This is a genomic window from Acidithiobacillus albertensis (genome assembly GCF_001931655.1).
GTDB lineage: Bacteria > Pseudomonadota > Gammaproteobacteria > Acidithiobacillales > Acidithiobacillaceae > Acidithiobacillus > Acidithiobacillus thiooxidans.
Window position 1 is genome coordinate 1 of record NZ_MOAD01000041.1, and the last position, 14,783, is coordinate 14,783.

Sequence of the window (14,783 nt, forward strand, 5' to 3'; positions counted from 1 at the left end):
ATTGGATGCGGTCCTGTCCCAGGGAGAACAGTGGCACCAGGCCGGGCTTCCCTTACGCCTGTCGCTGAATATCAGCGCCCGGCATCTGCTGGATCCCGAGTTTCTGAATGACTTGCAGTGCGCTCTGGCTGCACATCCCGGGATAGCCCCGGCGTATTGCGAAATTGAAGTCACCGAAAGTGCCCCCATGCTGGATTTTCAGAAGGCTCAGGAAACACTCCAGCACTGTAATGCCCTGGGTCTACGCATCGCGCTGGATGATTTCGGAACCGGGAATGCTTCCTTGAGCTATCTGCAGAAACTGCCTGCCCAGACCATCAAGATTGACCAGAGTTTTGTCCTGGACATGCTCAATGATCCTCGTGACTTTGCCATTGTTGCTGGCGTCGTAAAGACCGCCCGCATGCTGGGTCTGGAGGTCATTGCCGAAGGCGTGGAAACCGTCGGGCATTTACAGTTGCTGGAGGCTCTGGACTGTCCGGCCCTGCAGGGCTATCTGTTTGCCAAACCGATGCCCGCAGAGGCCGTGCCAGCCTGGGTAAAGGCGTTTAACATAATAAATTACATCGGTAATTCTGCTGCACCACGCAATCACCTCATGGGTATCACGGATACAGGGCTGTTGGGCGCGCACCAGATACGCGTACAAGAATCCATTCAGTACCTCCAGGGGAAGGGCTGTCTGCCGGAGCGGATCTTGGGTCGCGATGATGCAGAACATTGTCATCTGGCCCTGTGGTTGAACCAGCTGCCCGACCGCGCCGCTTTGCCGGTCGACGTGGATCAGCTCCATCACCGCCTGCACCAACTGCTGAGAGATCATGTCGGTCCACCGGGCAGTCCGCAAACGCGGCAATTAGCTCAGGAGCTGCTGGAAACCAATGCCCAGCTGATGGATGTGTTACACCGCTTTCTGGGGCATCCCCATGTTCGGTAGATGGGTGCTCTTTACCGGGCCTCAAAGGAAACGGTCTGCGTGGAACGATCATGAGGGGTACGCCAGATGAAGATTGCTAGAAAAATCCATTCACTGCCCGGAGAACGCATCACGCCTTTTCAGAAAAGGGCGCTCACCCTGTTGACCAAGGATTCTGGCCTGTCGGCGGAACGGATGCTGGATATCCTCCTGGTAGAGGCCCTCCTGGGTCATTTTATGGGTCGAGGTATGGAGATTTCCGGTACTCTGGACCTTTCGGCAGCGAGAACTCCTGACGTTAACCGTCCACGGGGTCCATAGCTAGCTGACCCATAGTGCATTCTATATAGGCAAAATAGCGAGGAGAAAAAGCAGTGACAGGGGATAAAGCAGCAACAGAGGAAAATAAGACCATACGCGCATTACTGGAATATCTGGAGGCCCAATTGGAAGGTGATGGGCCGCGTATTGAGCGGATCCTTGTTGAGCACCCCGACTTTGAAGCCCTCGCGCAACCCATGATTTCCCGCGTATTGGGTTTACAGGAAAAAACCCATCAACTGGTGGAGCACTTGCGGGCGGTTACCGTCAATGTGGATGGGGCGGCGGCGGATATTGAAACAGCCATGCAGGAAGTGCAACAAAGTTCTGGTCAGGTTAAATCGGCCATTACGGATAATGTGTCTTCGGTGCAGTTGCTGCTCAAAAAGATTCAGGAAATTAGTCGGGTCGTGGGTACTATCAAGGATATTTCCTATAAAACCAATCTGCTCGCCTTGAATGCGGCCATTGAGGCAGCGCGGGCAGGAGAACATGGGCGGGGGTTTGCAGTGGTGGCTGATGAAGTACGCAGCTTGGCAGCCCATGTTCAGGAAGCAACCGTCGAAATCCGGGAGAGCATGGAACAGATTGCGGATTCCGGAAAGGCCATGCAACAGAAAAACAGCGCAGTTCAGGAGCAGACGGCTGGCGTCGATTCTGTCGTACAGCGCTTATTGGACAAGTCGCATCATTTGCGGAAGATGACCACGCGATTACAGTTTGAAGCGACACAGGAGACGCACCAGCATTTCGTCGAGGTGGCCTTGCGCGAATCCGAAAAGGGCGCCCAGGCACTGTCTCCAGATCACCTGCCGCTGCCCATGGATTCTCACGCCTGCCGTCTGGGGAAATGGTACGATGGTACCGGCCGGATGCAGTTTGCTTCCCTTCGTGGTTTTCAGGACTTGGCCGTCCCGCATCAGCAGATTCATCAGTTAGCTGTTCAGCTCCTGCAGGCGACGCAAGAAGATTCACCAGATTTGCCGGCCTTGCGCGAAGCACTGCAAAAGCAGCACGAAGCATTCCGAAAGGCGTTATCGACGATGCATTCAGATTTGTCCGCTTGAGGCTCTGCAAGTCAGTTTTTTAAATAAAACTCCCCTGGACGGAGGGTCCGGGAAGATTCCGAACGTTTTTTGAGTTCTTCGGCTTTTTTGCAGAGATACAGTTGCTCCGCCTTGGCGCGTTGCGCCTGGGTCAGGGTCATTTTGACCGCAACCAGGGCCCGAAAACCGCGCCCCGCAGGCCGGTTGTCGACCCGGACGATGGTGGCAATGGTTTCGCAGGTACCACACTCGGGAACATCAAACGAAGCCAATAGGCTTTCTCCGGGCAGGAAGTCCGTTTCTTCGGTCAGAAAACTGAGTCCGGTCGGACTGAAATCATAAGTAAATGCGGCTGTCTATCTCCAGAAATATCAAGGTGTTTTGATAATGCTCAGCCGGCAGAAGCGGGTTTTTCGGGGAAAATACCAAACCACCCTGATCACAGTCCTGGAAAACAAAATGTTGCCCGTCTTCACTCGCTTCATCAGAAAACAGCATGGCGCCGGCAGCGGTTGTCGTACATAGATGTTCGGGGATATGGTCCTGAATGGGTTCTGCAAATTCTGTCAGAACAGCCTGCTGATATCCGACCATGCTATGCCCTGCACGCATGGGCAGCAGCATCCCTAAGTTGGTATCGTCGACGGAAAGGCTCATGGGCTCGTCAGGCTATGTGAAGTCTGTGGATTCCTCTGCGGGATAATGGTGCCATATTCTGCTGATGGACTGTAACAACGAAGAACATCCGTTGCAAATTTGAAACTATTCAGGTGAAACCACTCGGGGGAATGCTGGCTCTGTGTCGTTGATTGTGTCCAAAACAAACGTCAGCGTTAACCCAGCATCTTGGTCATTTCAGCGGTCTCCATGGGTTCGGCAAACCAGATACCCCTGGGCATGCTGTACGCCCATGGCATCCAGAATCTCTGCCGTTTGATGGTCCTCAACGCCCTCTGCGACAACGTGAAACGACATGGTCTTGGCCATGCCCACCATGGAGCGTGCGTGTGTTGGGTCGGTTACTATCACGGATCGGCAAGCGTTAGATCCGAACGATCAAAATGCAGCGGAAGCGGTCGTTCGTTGGACTGGCCATCCTATTCTCGAAACCTGTCACTATGACCGTTATCACACAGTGCCAGTGACTGGCCAATTTTCAGCAGAAATAAACGTCTTTATTACTCATCCATAAAAGCATCAGTATTTTGATAATACATCTAATTTTTCAATGGACTAATGACTTATATTCCGCGATATGAGGTGGAAAAACCCGATATTGAAAGATGGTTAACGAATGACGCTGATTAACAGTCATGAGTGACCGCCTACACGCTATAACACACTGAAGCAGCGCAATAATCAGAAAATATTGATCTGGTCATGGTCGAACCATTTTGATTCTCCGCAGATGACTATGAGCCAATGGCTAGCGAGAAATTATTGATCAACAAGCCGATAACCAAAACCTTTTTCCGTAAGCAGATACTGTGGAGCTTCCGGATCGTCCTCGATTTTTTCCCGTAACCGTTTGATATAAAGACGTACATAATGTTTCTGTTCCATACTGTGTATACCCCATATGGATGTAAGGATGATCCGATAAGACAGTACCCGTCCCTGATTTATGGCAAGAAGATGTAACAGCTCATATTCCTTGGGCGTCAAATCAATCACCTTCCCTTTTTTACGCACACAGTGGGTAGGATCATCAATTTCCAGTTCCCCAATAACCCAACAACGCGGGTTATCTTCCAGCACCCCTACCGGTTTTTTGCGCAGATGGGCCCGCAAGCGGGCAAATAATTCACCGATGGTAAAGGGTTTGGTCAAATAATCATCAGCGCCTTCATCCAGGGCCTGCACTTTGTCCATTTCATGTCCTCGGGCAGAGATGACCACAATGAGCGGCTGTTCTCCACTCTGAGTGCGTAGACGACGAATCATGCTTTGACCATCACCATCGGGCAAGCCCAGGTCCAGAAGCAGAAGTGCAAAGCAATGCCCTTGTTGTAATTGATATTTTTCATAGGCTTTCCAGGCATCTCTGAGGGTACGTTCCCAATGCAGACAATAACCGGGTTCCCGGTCCATGGCAGACTGTAGAAATGCGCCAATGCCCGGATCATCTTCTACCAGAAGAATATCTATGTTTTCTTTATGGTTATTAGGCATTTATCACTCCTCTTCAGAGGGAATAAGGGGTTCCGCTTCGCGTGGGATGGCAAAGCAGAATACCGCACCATGCACCGCAACACGGTTACGCACCCAGATACGCCCATTATGGAGTTCAATAATGGCTTTGCAGATGGCCAAACCCAGGCCACTTCCACCCAGGCCCACCGGGGGCTTGACCTGACTGAAACGACCAAATATTTCCTGCTCACGGCCAGAGGGAACGCCGAATCCATGGTCGATGACGCAAACGACAATCTCTTTTTCATCAGCATAGGCTTCCAGTTCAATGTCGCGGCCCGGCGGACTGTAACGACAGGCATTTTCAACCAGATTGGTCAGTACCTGCACAATCAGCTGGGGATCAACATGCAGGAGTGGCAGATTTCTGGCGATTCTGGTTTGAAACGGATGCTCTGTACAAAGAGATTTTACCTGTTCGCGCGTGCTGACCAATAAATCTTCCAGCGGGGTCCATTCCTTCTGAATCTGGAGGCGCCCGGATTGGAGTGCAGCCATATGTAAAATACGTTCAACGGTATGCTCCATTTTTTCCGTTTGTTGGCGGATGTTTTCCAGAAGTAACCGATCTTCAGAGCTGAGTCCCTGGGCATTGCGCTGCAAAGTGGTTGCCGTACCCAGGACACCCGCAAGGGGGGTTCTCAAATCGTGCGATACGGCACCCAACAGGGCATTTTGTAGTTGTTCGACGCGCAAGCGCACATCCGCCTCCGTGCGCTGCAAGGAAGCCTGGGCTGAATCCAGGGCGACCGCGATCAGGCGCACCACCGTTTCCAGAAAACGTAGCCAGTCAGTCGGGGCGCGGCGTAAATCAAGGTCGGCCAGCATGACCACGCCCAAAGAGCGCTCATTGATTATCATCGGCATGAAAAGTGCTGGAAGATCGGCCAGGGTATTGGTACTCATTCCCGCATTTTTCCTGTTCTGGAAGCACCAACGCGCAGCAGCCTGGAGTTTTCGCTGTTGTGAATCTGTCTGATCTGGTTCTGGAAACTGTTTGAGTGGGCCTTCAGATTTTTCGGTGGCGGGGAGCCAGAATGCCACAGAAATGCCCAGTGTCTGCTCCAGTTTTTCGATACTCGCGTTGAGAATCCCTTCTACCCCACGCGCACTACTCAACACCTGAACCAATTGGTAGAGGTTACGTGCCCGGCGCTCACGAATACGGGCCATCAACTCCTGTTCCCGTGAACGGGCGACCAACTGGCTGATCAAGAGAATCAGAGACAAAATCAGCGCGAAATAAGCCAGTGAACCCAGAGTCGTGGGCAAGCCTTTCCCCAGTCCGAAAGAGTAATAGCTGATTGCGGCGGTTATAAATGTAATCAGAGATGGCCAGCGTCCATAGAGTAGTGCGGCACCCACCGCGCCCAGCATGTACAACATGAAAATGCCCGCAAAGCCCAGGTAGGCCGCCAGCATCCAGGCCAGACCGCTTAACCCCAGTCCCAGTAGAGCGCCAAAAATAAAATGGCGATTGCGGATATGGCGCCGTAAAGGTGAATTCATGACTCCAAGGTATTGCTGATTTCGCAAACGCTGATCTTCAGAAATCGGTTTTTTGGCAGGAATGGGATGAATGATGATATCCATGCTGCGCTCACTGTTCAGAAGATGCGCAGTCAGTGATCCGGGCCACCACCACAAGAATTTCCGAAGACCTTGCGCCTGACCCAGCACAATCTGGGTCACGTCACGCAAACGTGCGTAGGCCAGGATTTCCGCGCCGATGTTCACGCCAGTCAGGCGAGCTGTTTCTGCACCCAGACTTTCTGCAAGGTGCAGATGATTCCAGATCCACGCCTGGGTTTCAGCCTTTTGCATCAGACCGCGTGGGGTATCTACGTGAATGACCAGCCAATCCGCCCGTTGTGCCGTAGCCAGATGATAAGTAGCCCGGACCAGATGTTCATCCTCGGGACGCCCACTGATTGCCACCAGCAAACGATCCCGGCTTCCGCCACGGCGTTCCTCCTCAGGATTTTGTAGCTGAAATTGGCGCAACTCCAAATCGACGCGGTCTGCCGCCAGACGCAGTGCCAGTTGCCGCAGCGCGATCAGATTCCCTTTGCGAAAAAAGTGCGACATCGCCCGTAGGCCACGATCTCCCAGATACACTTTGCCCTCTTTGAGGCGCTGCATCAGGTCTTCATCGCTGATATCCACCAGAACGACCTCATCGGCCTCCTGGATCAGGTGGTCGGGTACCGTTTCCTGCACTTTGATGCCCGTAATCTGCTGGACCACTTCATGGGCACTTTCCAGATGCTGGACATTAATGGTGGTGGCTACTGAGATGCCGGCATCCAGCAGTTCTTCCAGATCCTGCCAACGCTTTTTATGACGCGATCCCGGTGCATTGCTGTGGGCCAGCTCATCCAGCAAAAGCAGTCCCGGACGGCGACTGAGGGCGGCGTCCAGATCAAATTCCTCCAGCACCACATTTTTATAGGGCAAATGCTGGCGTGGCAGCATGGGGAGCGCATCTGCCAAAGCCTTTGTCTCATGGCGTTGATGGGTTTCAACGATCCCTATCAACACGTCTGCCCCTTTAGCCATCTCCTGCTGCCCGAAACGCAGCATGGCGTAGGTTTTTCCCACGCCTGGTGCGGCACCAAAGAAAATTTTCAGTCGACCGCGCTGTTGTCTGCTTTCCTCCTGCTGGACCTGAGCCAGGAGAGCATCGGGGTCGGGACGACCATCGCTACGGTCATTATCGTCCATGCTGGGCTCGTGGAAATTGAGGATGCTGGGCCATAGAAGAATTTCCTGTTTTCGCTGTTATGCGCGTTGAGCATAAGTGAAATTTCAAAGAAGACCAAGAAAACCAAAAAATATGACAAAAATGGTGTCTTTGTAGGCAATTTATAGATGATTTATACGGAATTTATATGGAATTTATAGATCACGAATGGTTACGCTTCCAGGGTGACAGTACCCATAGAATTCAGAGCAGTCTGAAACAGAAGGAGCAGGTTATGATTGTTATTTATCTGTTTATTATTATTGCCTTTTTTATGGCATCCATGGGGATGGTACACCTTCTCGACAAACTCAGGAGTATCAAATGACTGCCTTTGTATGGATAGGACTGGGACTGGGCGCCATGCTTTTTGTCTATCTGCTGGCTTTTCTGATTAACCCGGAGAAATATTTATGATTTCCACGCTGCTACTAACCACTACTCTCATGGTGGTAACCATTCTTCTGGGCATTCCACTCGGTGCCTATATGCATCGGGTTTACGCGGGGGAGAGGTTTTGGGCCTCCCGGCTACTGGGGCCTGTAGAGCGTCTCACCTACCGCCTGATTGGTACGTCTCCGGAACGAGAGATGGACTGGAAACGCTACGCCTTGGCTATCCTCCTGTTTAACCTAGCAGGAGGACTGTTTTTATATATATTACTCCTGTTACAAGGCCACCTGCCCTTCAATCCCATGCATTTTTCCGGTGTTGCACCGGGTTCTGCCTTCAATACCGCAGTCAGTTTTATCACCAATACCAACTGGCAGGATTATTCCGGCGGCTCCACCATGAGCTATCTGTCCCAGATGCTGGGTTTAACGGTACAAAATTTCCTTTCGGCAGCCACCGGCATGGTAATTCTGCTGCCGATCATCCGCGCCCTGGTCCGTCATAACACCAAAGATCTAGGCAATTTTTGGGTGGATATGACCCGGACCGTGCTCTATGTCCTGATTCCCTTGTCGGTGATTTTTTCCTTGATATTGATGCAGCAAGGGGTGGTTCAGACCTTGAGCGGGGCCATTCATGCGGATCTGGTTGCACCCTTCACTTCGGGGGGTAAAACCATTCTGCAGCAAGTTATCCATATCGGACCGGTGGCCTCCCAGGAATCCATCATGATGCTGGGCAATAACGGCGGCGGTTTTTTTAACATGAATGATGCCCATCCTTTTGAAAATCCCACCGGATTGACCAACTTTCTGGAAACGATGGCGATGATTCTCATCCCGGTAGGCTTGGTTTTTCTGTTTGGACAGATGACCAAAGCCAAAAAAACCGCCTGGGCTATTCTGTTCTCCATGCTGATTCTGTTTATCCCGCTGACCCTGGTCAGCCAGCACTTTGAACTGGCGGGAAATCCGATTTTTCATCAACTGGGTGTAACCCAGGCCAACCATGCGGCGCTTGCCGGAGGTGGCAATATGGAAGGCGTGGAAGACCGCATTGGCGCAGGGGCATCGGCCCTGTTTGCAACGGTGGCTACGGCGACTTCTACGGGTGCGGCCAACAGCGCTTATGACTCGTTCATTCCGCTCAGCGGTGGTATCAATCTGTTTTTGATGCAACTGGGTGAAGTGGTTTTTGGGGGCGTCGGTTCCGGTCTTGCCAGTTTCCTGGCTTTCATGATTTTTGCCGTGTTTCTGGGTGGGTTGATGGTCGGACGCACCCCGGAGTTTTTGGGTAAAAAAATCGGCTCGTTTGAAATCAAAATGACTTCCTTGTCCATTTTAGTGATGCCTCTGCTCGTCCTGATTGGTACCGCCATTGCTGCAACAACCGTAGCAGGGCGTGCGGGTGTTTTTAACCCAGGTGCACATGGGTTCAGCGAAATGCTCTATGCCGTGACTAGTCCCGCCAACAATAACGGTAGTGCTTTTGGCGGACTCAGTAGTGATACCCGCTTTTACAACCTGTTAACCGGGATTTGTATTTTATTTGGCCGTTACTGGGTGTATCTGCCGCTGCTGGCACTGGCGGGTGCCCTGGCGGAGAAAAAGAAAACCCCGGCAGGATCGGGCACTTTAGCCACGCATACGCCTATTTTCATCGGCTTGACCGTGGGTGTCATTCTCCTGGTTGGCGCACTGAACTTCTTTCCGGCACTGGCGCTGGGACCGATTGCAGAGCAGTTGGCACCGGTCAGTCATGTCATGACGCACTAAAGGAATCCTGACGATGGAATCTACGCATAAACATGAGGTAAAACCGATTGACTGGAAAGACCAGAGCAAAGGGGCACTCTGGGACAGCTTTAATATGCTTTCGCCCCGGGTGCAAATGCGCAATCCAGTCATGTTCGTCGTCTATATCGGCTCCTGGCTGCTGTTGGCCCTGTTTTTCCATGATCTGATTGCGCGTAATGGCGAAGCCCTATTCACCGGGGTCATCGATCTCTGGCTCTGGCTGACCCTCATTTTCGCGAATTACGGAGAGGCCCTGGCCGAAAGGCAGGGGGAAGCCCAGGCGAGTAGCCTGCGGCAAAGCCGTCATGAAATGGTGGCTAAAAAATTGGCTAAATCCGAACGCAATGCGGCCTACCAGGAAGTTCCCGGAGTGAGCTTGCGCACGGGTGACGTCATTCTGGTGGAAGCCGGTGATTTTATACCGACAGACGGTGAAGCTATCACCGGTGTGGCGGCTGTCGATGAAAGTGCCATCACCGGAGAAAGTGCGCCGGTTATTCGGGAAGGCGGTGGGGACCGTAGTGCGGTAACCGGCGGCACCCGCGTGATCTCGGACTGGCTGATTATAAAGGTGACTCAGGAAGCGGGAAATACGTTTCTGGATAAAATGATCAGCATGGTCGAGGGGGCTGCGAGACGCAAAACCCCCAATGAAGTAGCGCTCAGTATTCTTCTGGTCTTTTTGACCTTGGTGTTTCTGGTCGTGACCGTGACGATTTACCCGTTTTCCTGGTACAGCGTCCATTACGCCAGTCATTCCGGCTCCGTCATCAGCCTGCCGGTCCTGATCGCCCTGCTGGTGTGTTTGATTCCCACAACCATCGGCGCACTTTTGCCAGCCATTGGCATTGCTGGCATCGTCCGCCTCTTGAAAGCCAATGTCGTAGCAACTTCCGGTAGGGCCATAGAAGCTGCCGGGGATGTAGACATACTCATGCTGGATAAGACAGGCACCATTACTTACGGCAATCGTTCGGCGGCTGCTTTTTATCCCGTTTCCGGAATATCCGAGGCACAACTCGCTCAAGGTGCACGTCGGGCCTCCCTGGCGGATGATACCCCTGAAGGCAAAAGTATTGTGGCATTGGCCTTGAAGCATTTTCCCGATCAGCAGGAGTCGCTGCCCACGGATGCCAATTTGATTTCCTTTACGGCCGAAACCCGTATGAGCGGGGTGGATTGGGAGGGACAGCAGCTGCGCAAGGGTGCGCCCGATTCCATGAAAGCCTGGATAAAAGATTTACAGGGAAGCTGGCCGGAAGGCTTGGATGCCATTATCGAGAAAATTGCCGCAGGGGGCGCGACACCGCTGGTGGTGTGTTCTGGTGCCCAGGTGCTCGGGGCGATTGAGCTGCGGGACATCGTCAAAACCGGAATCAAGGAACGCTTTGCTGAGTTAAGAGAAATGGGCATCCGCACCGTGATGGTGACGGGAGATAATCCCTTGACGGCTGCTGCCATTGCGGCGGAGGCCGGTGTCGATGATTGCCTGGCGGAAGCCAAACCGGAAACCAAACTTGCGCGTATCCGTCAATATCAGAGTGACGGATATATGGTAGCGATGACGGGAGATGGCACCAACGACTCGCCAGCTCTCGCACAGGCCGATGTGGGGCTGTGCATGGCCAGTGGTACCCAGGCCGCGCGAGAAGCTTCGAATATGGTGGATATGGACTCCAACCCGACGAAATTGCTGGATATTGTCCGGATTGGCAAGCAGTTGCTGATGACTCGTGGGAGCTTGACCACCTTTAGTGTCGCCAACGATGTTGCCAAATATTTTGCCATCATACCGGCGGCTTTCATCTCTACCTATCCACAATTATCGGCCCTCAACATCATGGACTTGAGTTCGCCGGATACTGCGATCATGTCTGCCGTGATTTTTAATGCACTTATTATTCCCATTCTGATTCCTCTGGCATTGAAAGGCGTCAAATTCCGGGCGGACAGCGCGCAGAATATTTTGCGCCGGAATGTCTGGATATACGGATTGGGAGGCATCATTGCGCCTTTCATCGGCATCAAGTTGATCGACCTGCTACTGACGGTTTTATAGGAGGATTCCACATGAACAAGTCACTCGAAAATGCTTCTAAACCGAATGCGCAGAATGGGGATCATCAAGGGATATGGGCAGCGGTGATGGGCGATCTGAAAAGCACTTTACTGCTTTTTCTCCTGTTAGTGGTGATAACCGGGCTGATTTACCCCTTAACGATGACGGGCGTCGGACAATTGCTGTTTCCTCATCAGGCAAATGGCTCGCTGATTAAAGAACATGGGCGCGTGGTGGGTTCTGCATTGATTGGACAGTATTTCCGCGAACCGGAGTACTTCTGGAGTCGTCCCTCCGCGACTTCGCCGATGCCCTATAATGCAGCGGGTTCCAGTGCTTCCAATCTGGGGCCGAACAATCCGGTATTAGCACAACATGTGGCTGCCCGCGTCAAAGCGCTCAAGGCTGCGGACCCTGCAGAAAAAGGCCCGGTTCCGGTGGATCTGGTTACCTCCTCGGCGAGCGGACTGGATCCGGACATCAGTATTGCAGCCGCCCGCTATCAGATACCACGCATCGCCAAGGCTGGGGGCATCAATCCGACGGTTTTACAGCAACTGGTTCAGGAAAATACCCAATATCCCTTGCTGGGTTACATCGGAGAACCGGTGGTCAATGTCCTGAAACTCAATCTGGCTTTGCATGCGCGCTATGTTCAGATGCATCCGCTTAAAGCAACCCCTGTGAAGCATTAATTCACGGTGTTGCAGCTTTTATCCTGCAGGGGTGTTGCCCTGCAGGTTTTTAATCGCTTCATGACAGCTTCCACCTGAATTTTGTCTAGATTCAACAGAAAAGCAGGATGGAAAGGAAACCCTAGACATTAAGGAGAACTCAATAATGACTACGCTGAAAGAGAGATTGCTTGAGGCAGAATGGGCTGGTTATCACTGGGCCATGGAACATCCTGATGCTACCAGTGAAGATGTAGAGAATGCCTGTGACAACTATTATCCCCAAGCCATATCCGGGGTGCTGGCTTATGCCTTTGAAAGAGGCTGGGCAATGGCCCGTGAGGGGAAAACACCCGAACCGATGGAATGACACGCACCGCAGTGAATGATTTTATATCCTATGGGAAGTCTTAAAAAAGGCATTGATGCGTTAGACGCACATGCATCGCTCATTCCTGATTAATTACGCATTTTTATATAAACATTATACAACATTTATATGGAATTTATAGATGCATCTCGGATAACCTTGCGGTGTTGAAGAAAATATCAGTTTTTGACGAATGGAGGTTTTGATGATCAATAAACTGGTTGAAACCACAGCCAAGCTTTCTACATTACCCAGCCGCACCACGCTGCAGAAAAAGTCGCAACGATGGATCATTAAAATTGGCAGCAGCTTGCTCACATCGGAAGATTACCAACTGAATCTGGTGGCCATCCGACATTTTGTAGAACAGATATTACGCCTTCGGGAACGGGGCATAGAAGTGGTCCTGGTGTCTTCTGGGTCCGTCAGTGTGGGCAAAGGACATTTGGGTTTGGCCGGAAAAACACTGCCAGCCGAACAAAGGCAAGCCGCTGCCAGCGTCGGGCAGGCAGCCCTGATGCATGCCTATGAAAATCTTTTGGCACAGGAAGGAGTGCATTGCGGGCAAATACTGCTGACCCAGGACAATTTCAAGGATCGTAAGCGCCGTAAAAGAACCTTATCCGCCATTAATATGCTTATGAAAATGAATATTTTGCCGATCTTGAATGAAAATGATGCCCTTGCAGATCATGAAAACCAGTTTGGCAACAACGATCATCTGGCCGCAGTCATCAGCCGGTTGTGGCATGGGGATTTGATGGTCCTTTTGACGGATCAGGCAGGTTTGTATGAAGCCGATCCGCGTGTTCAGGTTGATGCACAGATGATTCAGGAAGGCGTGGCTGGTGATTCGCGCTATGAAGAGATGGCGGGGGGAAGTGGTACTGCTGTGGGTACCGGCGGTATGCGGACTAAAGTCGATGCCGCAGCCTATGCCGCTGTTTCAGGCACAACGACAGTGATTGCCAGTGGGCACATTCCTGAGGTGCTGCTGCGATTACAACGGGGTGAACGTTTGGGGACTTTTTTGCGCTCTGAAAAATTCGACCAGATGTGGCTCAAAGCACGTCGGACCACCTTACAAAAAACGACGTATTCCTTACTTGGAGTGGCTGTGAAATTGTCCAATACGAATTCCAAGCAGCACCGTTTCTATAATTCCTCATATTGCTACAGATGATATGCAATCAGGAGAAATAATCATGCTTCTGTGCTCGGTTCAAAAAAATAAAACGGTTTTTTTACGGCACCGTCTGATTGGTTCCGCTTGTCTGATGCTTTGTGGAATCGCGATTGCCGGCGTTGCCAATGCCAGTCCATTGACGTTACCCAACCCTTTGACGTTCTCTACCGGACTATTGGGAAAAATTGACGTGCAAGGCATTGCCAGTGGCATGGCCTTCTATCAGGATAATCCTCAGGGGTCTCCAGGTACTTTGGGTGCCAAACGGGAGGGCACTGATATCACCAATGGCATGGTGATTATCCAGAAAGAAAATGGCCCGATTCAGTTTGATATTCAAGCAGGGGCTTACAGCTTCCCTACGTTGGCTGCATCTATTCCCTCGGCATCTCGTAGTACCAGCGAGTTTGGTGCATTGCCCGTGGCTTATTTAAAAATTGTGCCATCATCAAATTTTTCAGTCGAAATTGGTCAATTACCGACATTGATCGGTGTTGAGGATGGATTTACCTACCAGAATATCAATATCGAGCGGGGCTTACTTTGGGATATGGAGCCCATCATCAGTCGTGGAATCCAGTTCAATGCCAGTGCAGGACCTTTAAGCGCCTCGCTTTCCTTGAATGATGGTTATTTTTCTAATCGCTACAATGTCATGAGTGGATCCCTGAGTTATGCTATTAACGGTTCCAATACTCTCGGTTTATATGCGGATGGGGCACTAGGAAAATCACGAACAACATCGAATGACTCTGCCTATAGTTCTTACGGTAACGAGAGCCAGATTTATGGTGTTGACTACGAATATAGTTCGGGTCCCTGGGTGATTGAACCCTATTTCCAGTACATGCACACACCCAAGTCGACACATCTAGGCATACCGCACGCATTCGATAATTATGGCGGCGCTCTATTCGCCGACTATAGCTTTACCCAAACAATCTCTTTGGGTGCGCGTGCCGAGTATCTGGAAGTGGGCGGAAAAACGGGTGAGGGGCTTAACGCCATCGCTTCATCACTGACTGACCTCCCCGCCGATTCCCACGCCTGGTCCATCACGCTGACCCCGACCTATCAGAGTGGCGG

16 protein-coding genes are annotated in these 14,783 nt (G+C 51.6%); 11 read left to right on the top strand and 5 right to left on the bottom strand.

Annotated features, from left to right (window positions below):
* From BLW97_RS17300 to BLW97_RS20580, 3 genes are all read left to right on the top strand, one after another.
* A partial coding sequence (locus tag BLW97_RS17300) for an EAL domain-containing protein (RefSeq protein WP_143214975.1) occupies window positions 1-937 on the top strand: 937 nt, incomplete at its 5' end.
* Between the two features lie 66 nt (window positions 938-1,003).
* Complete coding sequence (locus BLW97_RS17305; RefSeq protein WP_075324079.1) at window positions 1,004-1,237, top strand: hypothetical protein; 234 nt, start codon at window positions 1,004-1,006, stop codon at window positions 1,235-1,237.
* 53 nt (window positions 1,238-1,290) lie between these two features.
* The gene (locus tag BLW97_RS20580) at window positions 1,291-2,304 is read left to right on the top strand and encodes a methyl-accepting chemotaxis protein (RefSeq protein ID WP_075324080.1); all 1,014 of its coding nucleotides are present in this window, start codon (window positions 1,291-1,293) and stop codon (window positions 2,302-2,304) included.
* A gap of 11 nt (window positions 2,305-2,315) precedes the next feature.
* On the opposite strand, the gene BLW97_RS17315 is transcribed toward BLW97_RS20580, so the two are convergent.
* The 5 genes from BLW97_RS17315 to BLW97_RS17335 form a co-directional block, all read right to left on the bottom strand.
* Window positions 2,316-2,594: a hypothetical protein gene (locus BLW97_RS17315; protein ID WP_077218532.1), complete on the bottom strand. Its 279-nt coding sequence runs from the start codon at window positions 2,592-2,594 to the stop codon at window positions 2,316-2,318.
* 25 nt (window positions 2,595-2,619) lie between these two features.
* Window positions 2,620-2,940: a hypothetical protein gene (locus BLW97_RS17320; protein WP_075324082.1), complete on the bottom strand. Its 321-nt coding sequence runs from the start codon at window positions 2,938-2,940 to the stop codon at window positions 2,620-2,622.
* A gap of 198 nt (window positions 2,941-3,138) precedes the next feature.
* On the bottom strand, window positions 3,139-3,279 hold the full coding sequence (locus tag BLW97_RS17325) for an EAL domain-containing protein (RefSeq protein WP_077218533.1): 141 nt from the start codon (window positions 3,277-3,279) through the stop codon (window positions 3,139-3,141).
* A 441-nt stretch (window positions 3,280-3,720) separates the two neighbouring features.
* Window positions 3,721-4,455 (bottom strand): response regulator transcription factor, encoded by a 735-nt coding sequence (locus BLW97_RS17330; protein WP_075324083.1) that lies wholly within the window; start codon window positions 4,453-4,455, stop codon window positions 3,721-3,723.
* 3 nt (window positions 4,456-4,458) lie between these two features.
* Window positions 4,459-7,200: a sensor histidine kinase gene (locus BLW97_RS17335; protein ID WP_075324084.1), complete on the bottom strand. Its 2,742-nt coding sequence runs from the start codon at window positions 7,198-7,200 to the stop codon at window positions 4,459-4,461.
* A gap of 167 nt (window positions 7,201-7,367) precedes the next feature.
* Here BLW97_RS17335 and BLW97_RS17340 point away from each other — a divergent pair, with 167 nt between their 5' ends.
* The 8 genes from BLW97_RS17340 to BLW97_RS17375 form a co-directional block, all read left to right on the top strand.
* Window positions 7,368-7,547, top strand: coding sequence for a hypothetical protein (locus tag BLW97_RS17340; RefSeq protein ID WP_065980277.1), 180 nt, complete (start codon window positions 7,368-7,370; stop codon window positions 7,545-7,547).
* Window positions 7,544-7,636, top strand: coding sequence for a potassium ABC transporter ATPase (locus BLW97_RS17345; protein WP_031574309.1), 93 nt, complete (start codon window positions 7,544-7,546; stop codon window positions 7,634-7,636). The genes BLW97_RS17340 and BLW97_RS17345 overlap by 4 nt, the downstream gene beginning before the upstream one ends.
* On the top strand, window positions 7,633-9,387 hold the full coding sequence (kdpA, locus tag BLW97_RS17350) for a potassium-transporting ATPase subunit KdpA (RefSeq protein WP_075324085.1): 1,755 nt from the start codon (window positions 7,633-7,635) through the stop codon (window positions 9,385-9,387). Before BLW97_RS17345 ends, kdpA begins: the two co-directional genes overlap by 4 nt.
* 13 nt (window positions 9,388-9,400) lie before the next feature.
* On the top strand, window positions 9,401-11,467 hold the full coding sequence (gene kdpB / locus BLW97_RS17355; protein WP_075324086.1) for a potassium-transporting ATPase subunit KdpB: 2,067 nt from the start codon (window positions 9,401-9,403) through the stop codon (window positions 11,465-11,467).
* A gap of 86 nt (window positions 11,468-11,553) precedes the next feature.
* Window positions 11,554-12,162 (top strand): potassium-transporting ATPase subunit KdpC, encoded by a 609-nt coding sequence (gene kdpC / locus BLW97_RS17360; protein ID WP_198926347.1) that lies wholly within the window; start codon window positions 11,554-11,556, stop codon window positions 12,160-12,162.
* A 145-nt stretch (window positions 12,163-12,307) separates the two neighbouring features.
* On the top strand, window positions 12,308-12,511 hold the full coding sequence (locus tag BLW97_RS17365; protein ID WP_031574298.1) for a hypothetical protein: 204 nt from the start codon (window positions 12,308-12,310) through the stop codon (window positions 12,509-12,511).
* A 205-nt stretch (window positions 12,512-12,716) separates the two neighbouring features.
* Window positions 12,717-13,694 (top strand): glutamate 5-kinase, encoded by a 978-nt coding sequence (gene proB / locus BLW97_RS17370; RefSeq protein ID WP_051690704.1) that lies wholly within the window; start codon window positions 12,717-12,719, stop codon window positions 13,692-13,694.
* Between the two features lie 22 nt (window positions 13,695-13,716).
* The coding region (locus BLW97_RS17375; protein WP_075324087.1) for an outer membrane beta-barrel protein at window positions 13,717-14,783 on the top strand (1,067 nt) is incomplete at its 3' end.

Excerpts from the sequence above, each read along its gene's own strand:
- kdpB (WP_075324086.1), top strand. The coding sequence starts at position 9,401 with ATGGAATCTACGCATAAACATGAGGTAAAACCGATTGACTGGAAAGAC.
- BLW97_RS17335 (WP_075324084.1), bottom strand. The coding sequence starts at position 7,200 with ATGGACGATAATGACCGTAGCGATGGTCGTCCCGACCCCGATGCTCTC.
- BLW97_RS17345 (WP_031574309.1), top strand. The coding sequence starts at position 7,544 with ATGACTGCCTTTGTATGGATAGGACTGGGACTGGGCGCCATGCTTTTT.
- BLW97_RS17365 (WP_031574298.1), top strand. The coding sequence starts at position 12,308 with ATGACTACGCTGAAAGAGAGATTGCTTGAGGCAGAATGGGCTGGTTAT.
- BLW97_RS17330 (WP_075324083.1), bottom strand. The coding sequence starts at position 4,455 with ATGCCTAATAACCATAAAGAAAACATAGATATTCTTCTGGTAGAAGAT.
- proB (WP_051690704.1), top strand. The coding sequence starts at position 12,717 with ATGATCAATAAACTGGTTGAAACCACAGCCAAGCTTTCTACATTACCC.
- BLW97_RS17340 (WP_065980277.1), top strand. The coding sequence starts at position 7,368 with ATGGAATTTATAGATCACGAATGGTTACGCTTCCAGGGTGACAGTACC.
- BLW97_RS17305 (WP_075324079.1), top strand. The coding sequence starts at position 1,004 with ATGAAGATTGCTAGAAAAATCCATTCACTGCCCGGAGAACGCATCACG.
- BLW97_RS17320 (WP_075324082.1), bottom strand. The coding sequence starts at position 2,940 with ATGAGCCTTTCCGTCGACGATACCAACTTAGGGATGCTGCTGCCCATG.
- kdpA (WP_075324085.1), top strand. The coding sequence starts at position 7,633 with ATGATTTCCACGCTGCTACTAACCACTACTCTCATGGTGGTAACCATT.
- BLW97_RS17325 (WP_077218533.1), bottom strand. The coding sequence starts at position 3,279 with ATGGTGGGCATGGCCAAGACCATGTCGTTTCACGTTGTCGCAGAGGGC.
- kdpC (WP_198926347.1), top strand. The coding sequence starts at position 11,554 with ATGGGCGATCTGAAAAGCACTTTACTGCTTTTTCTCCTGTTAGTGGTG.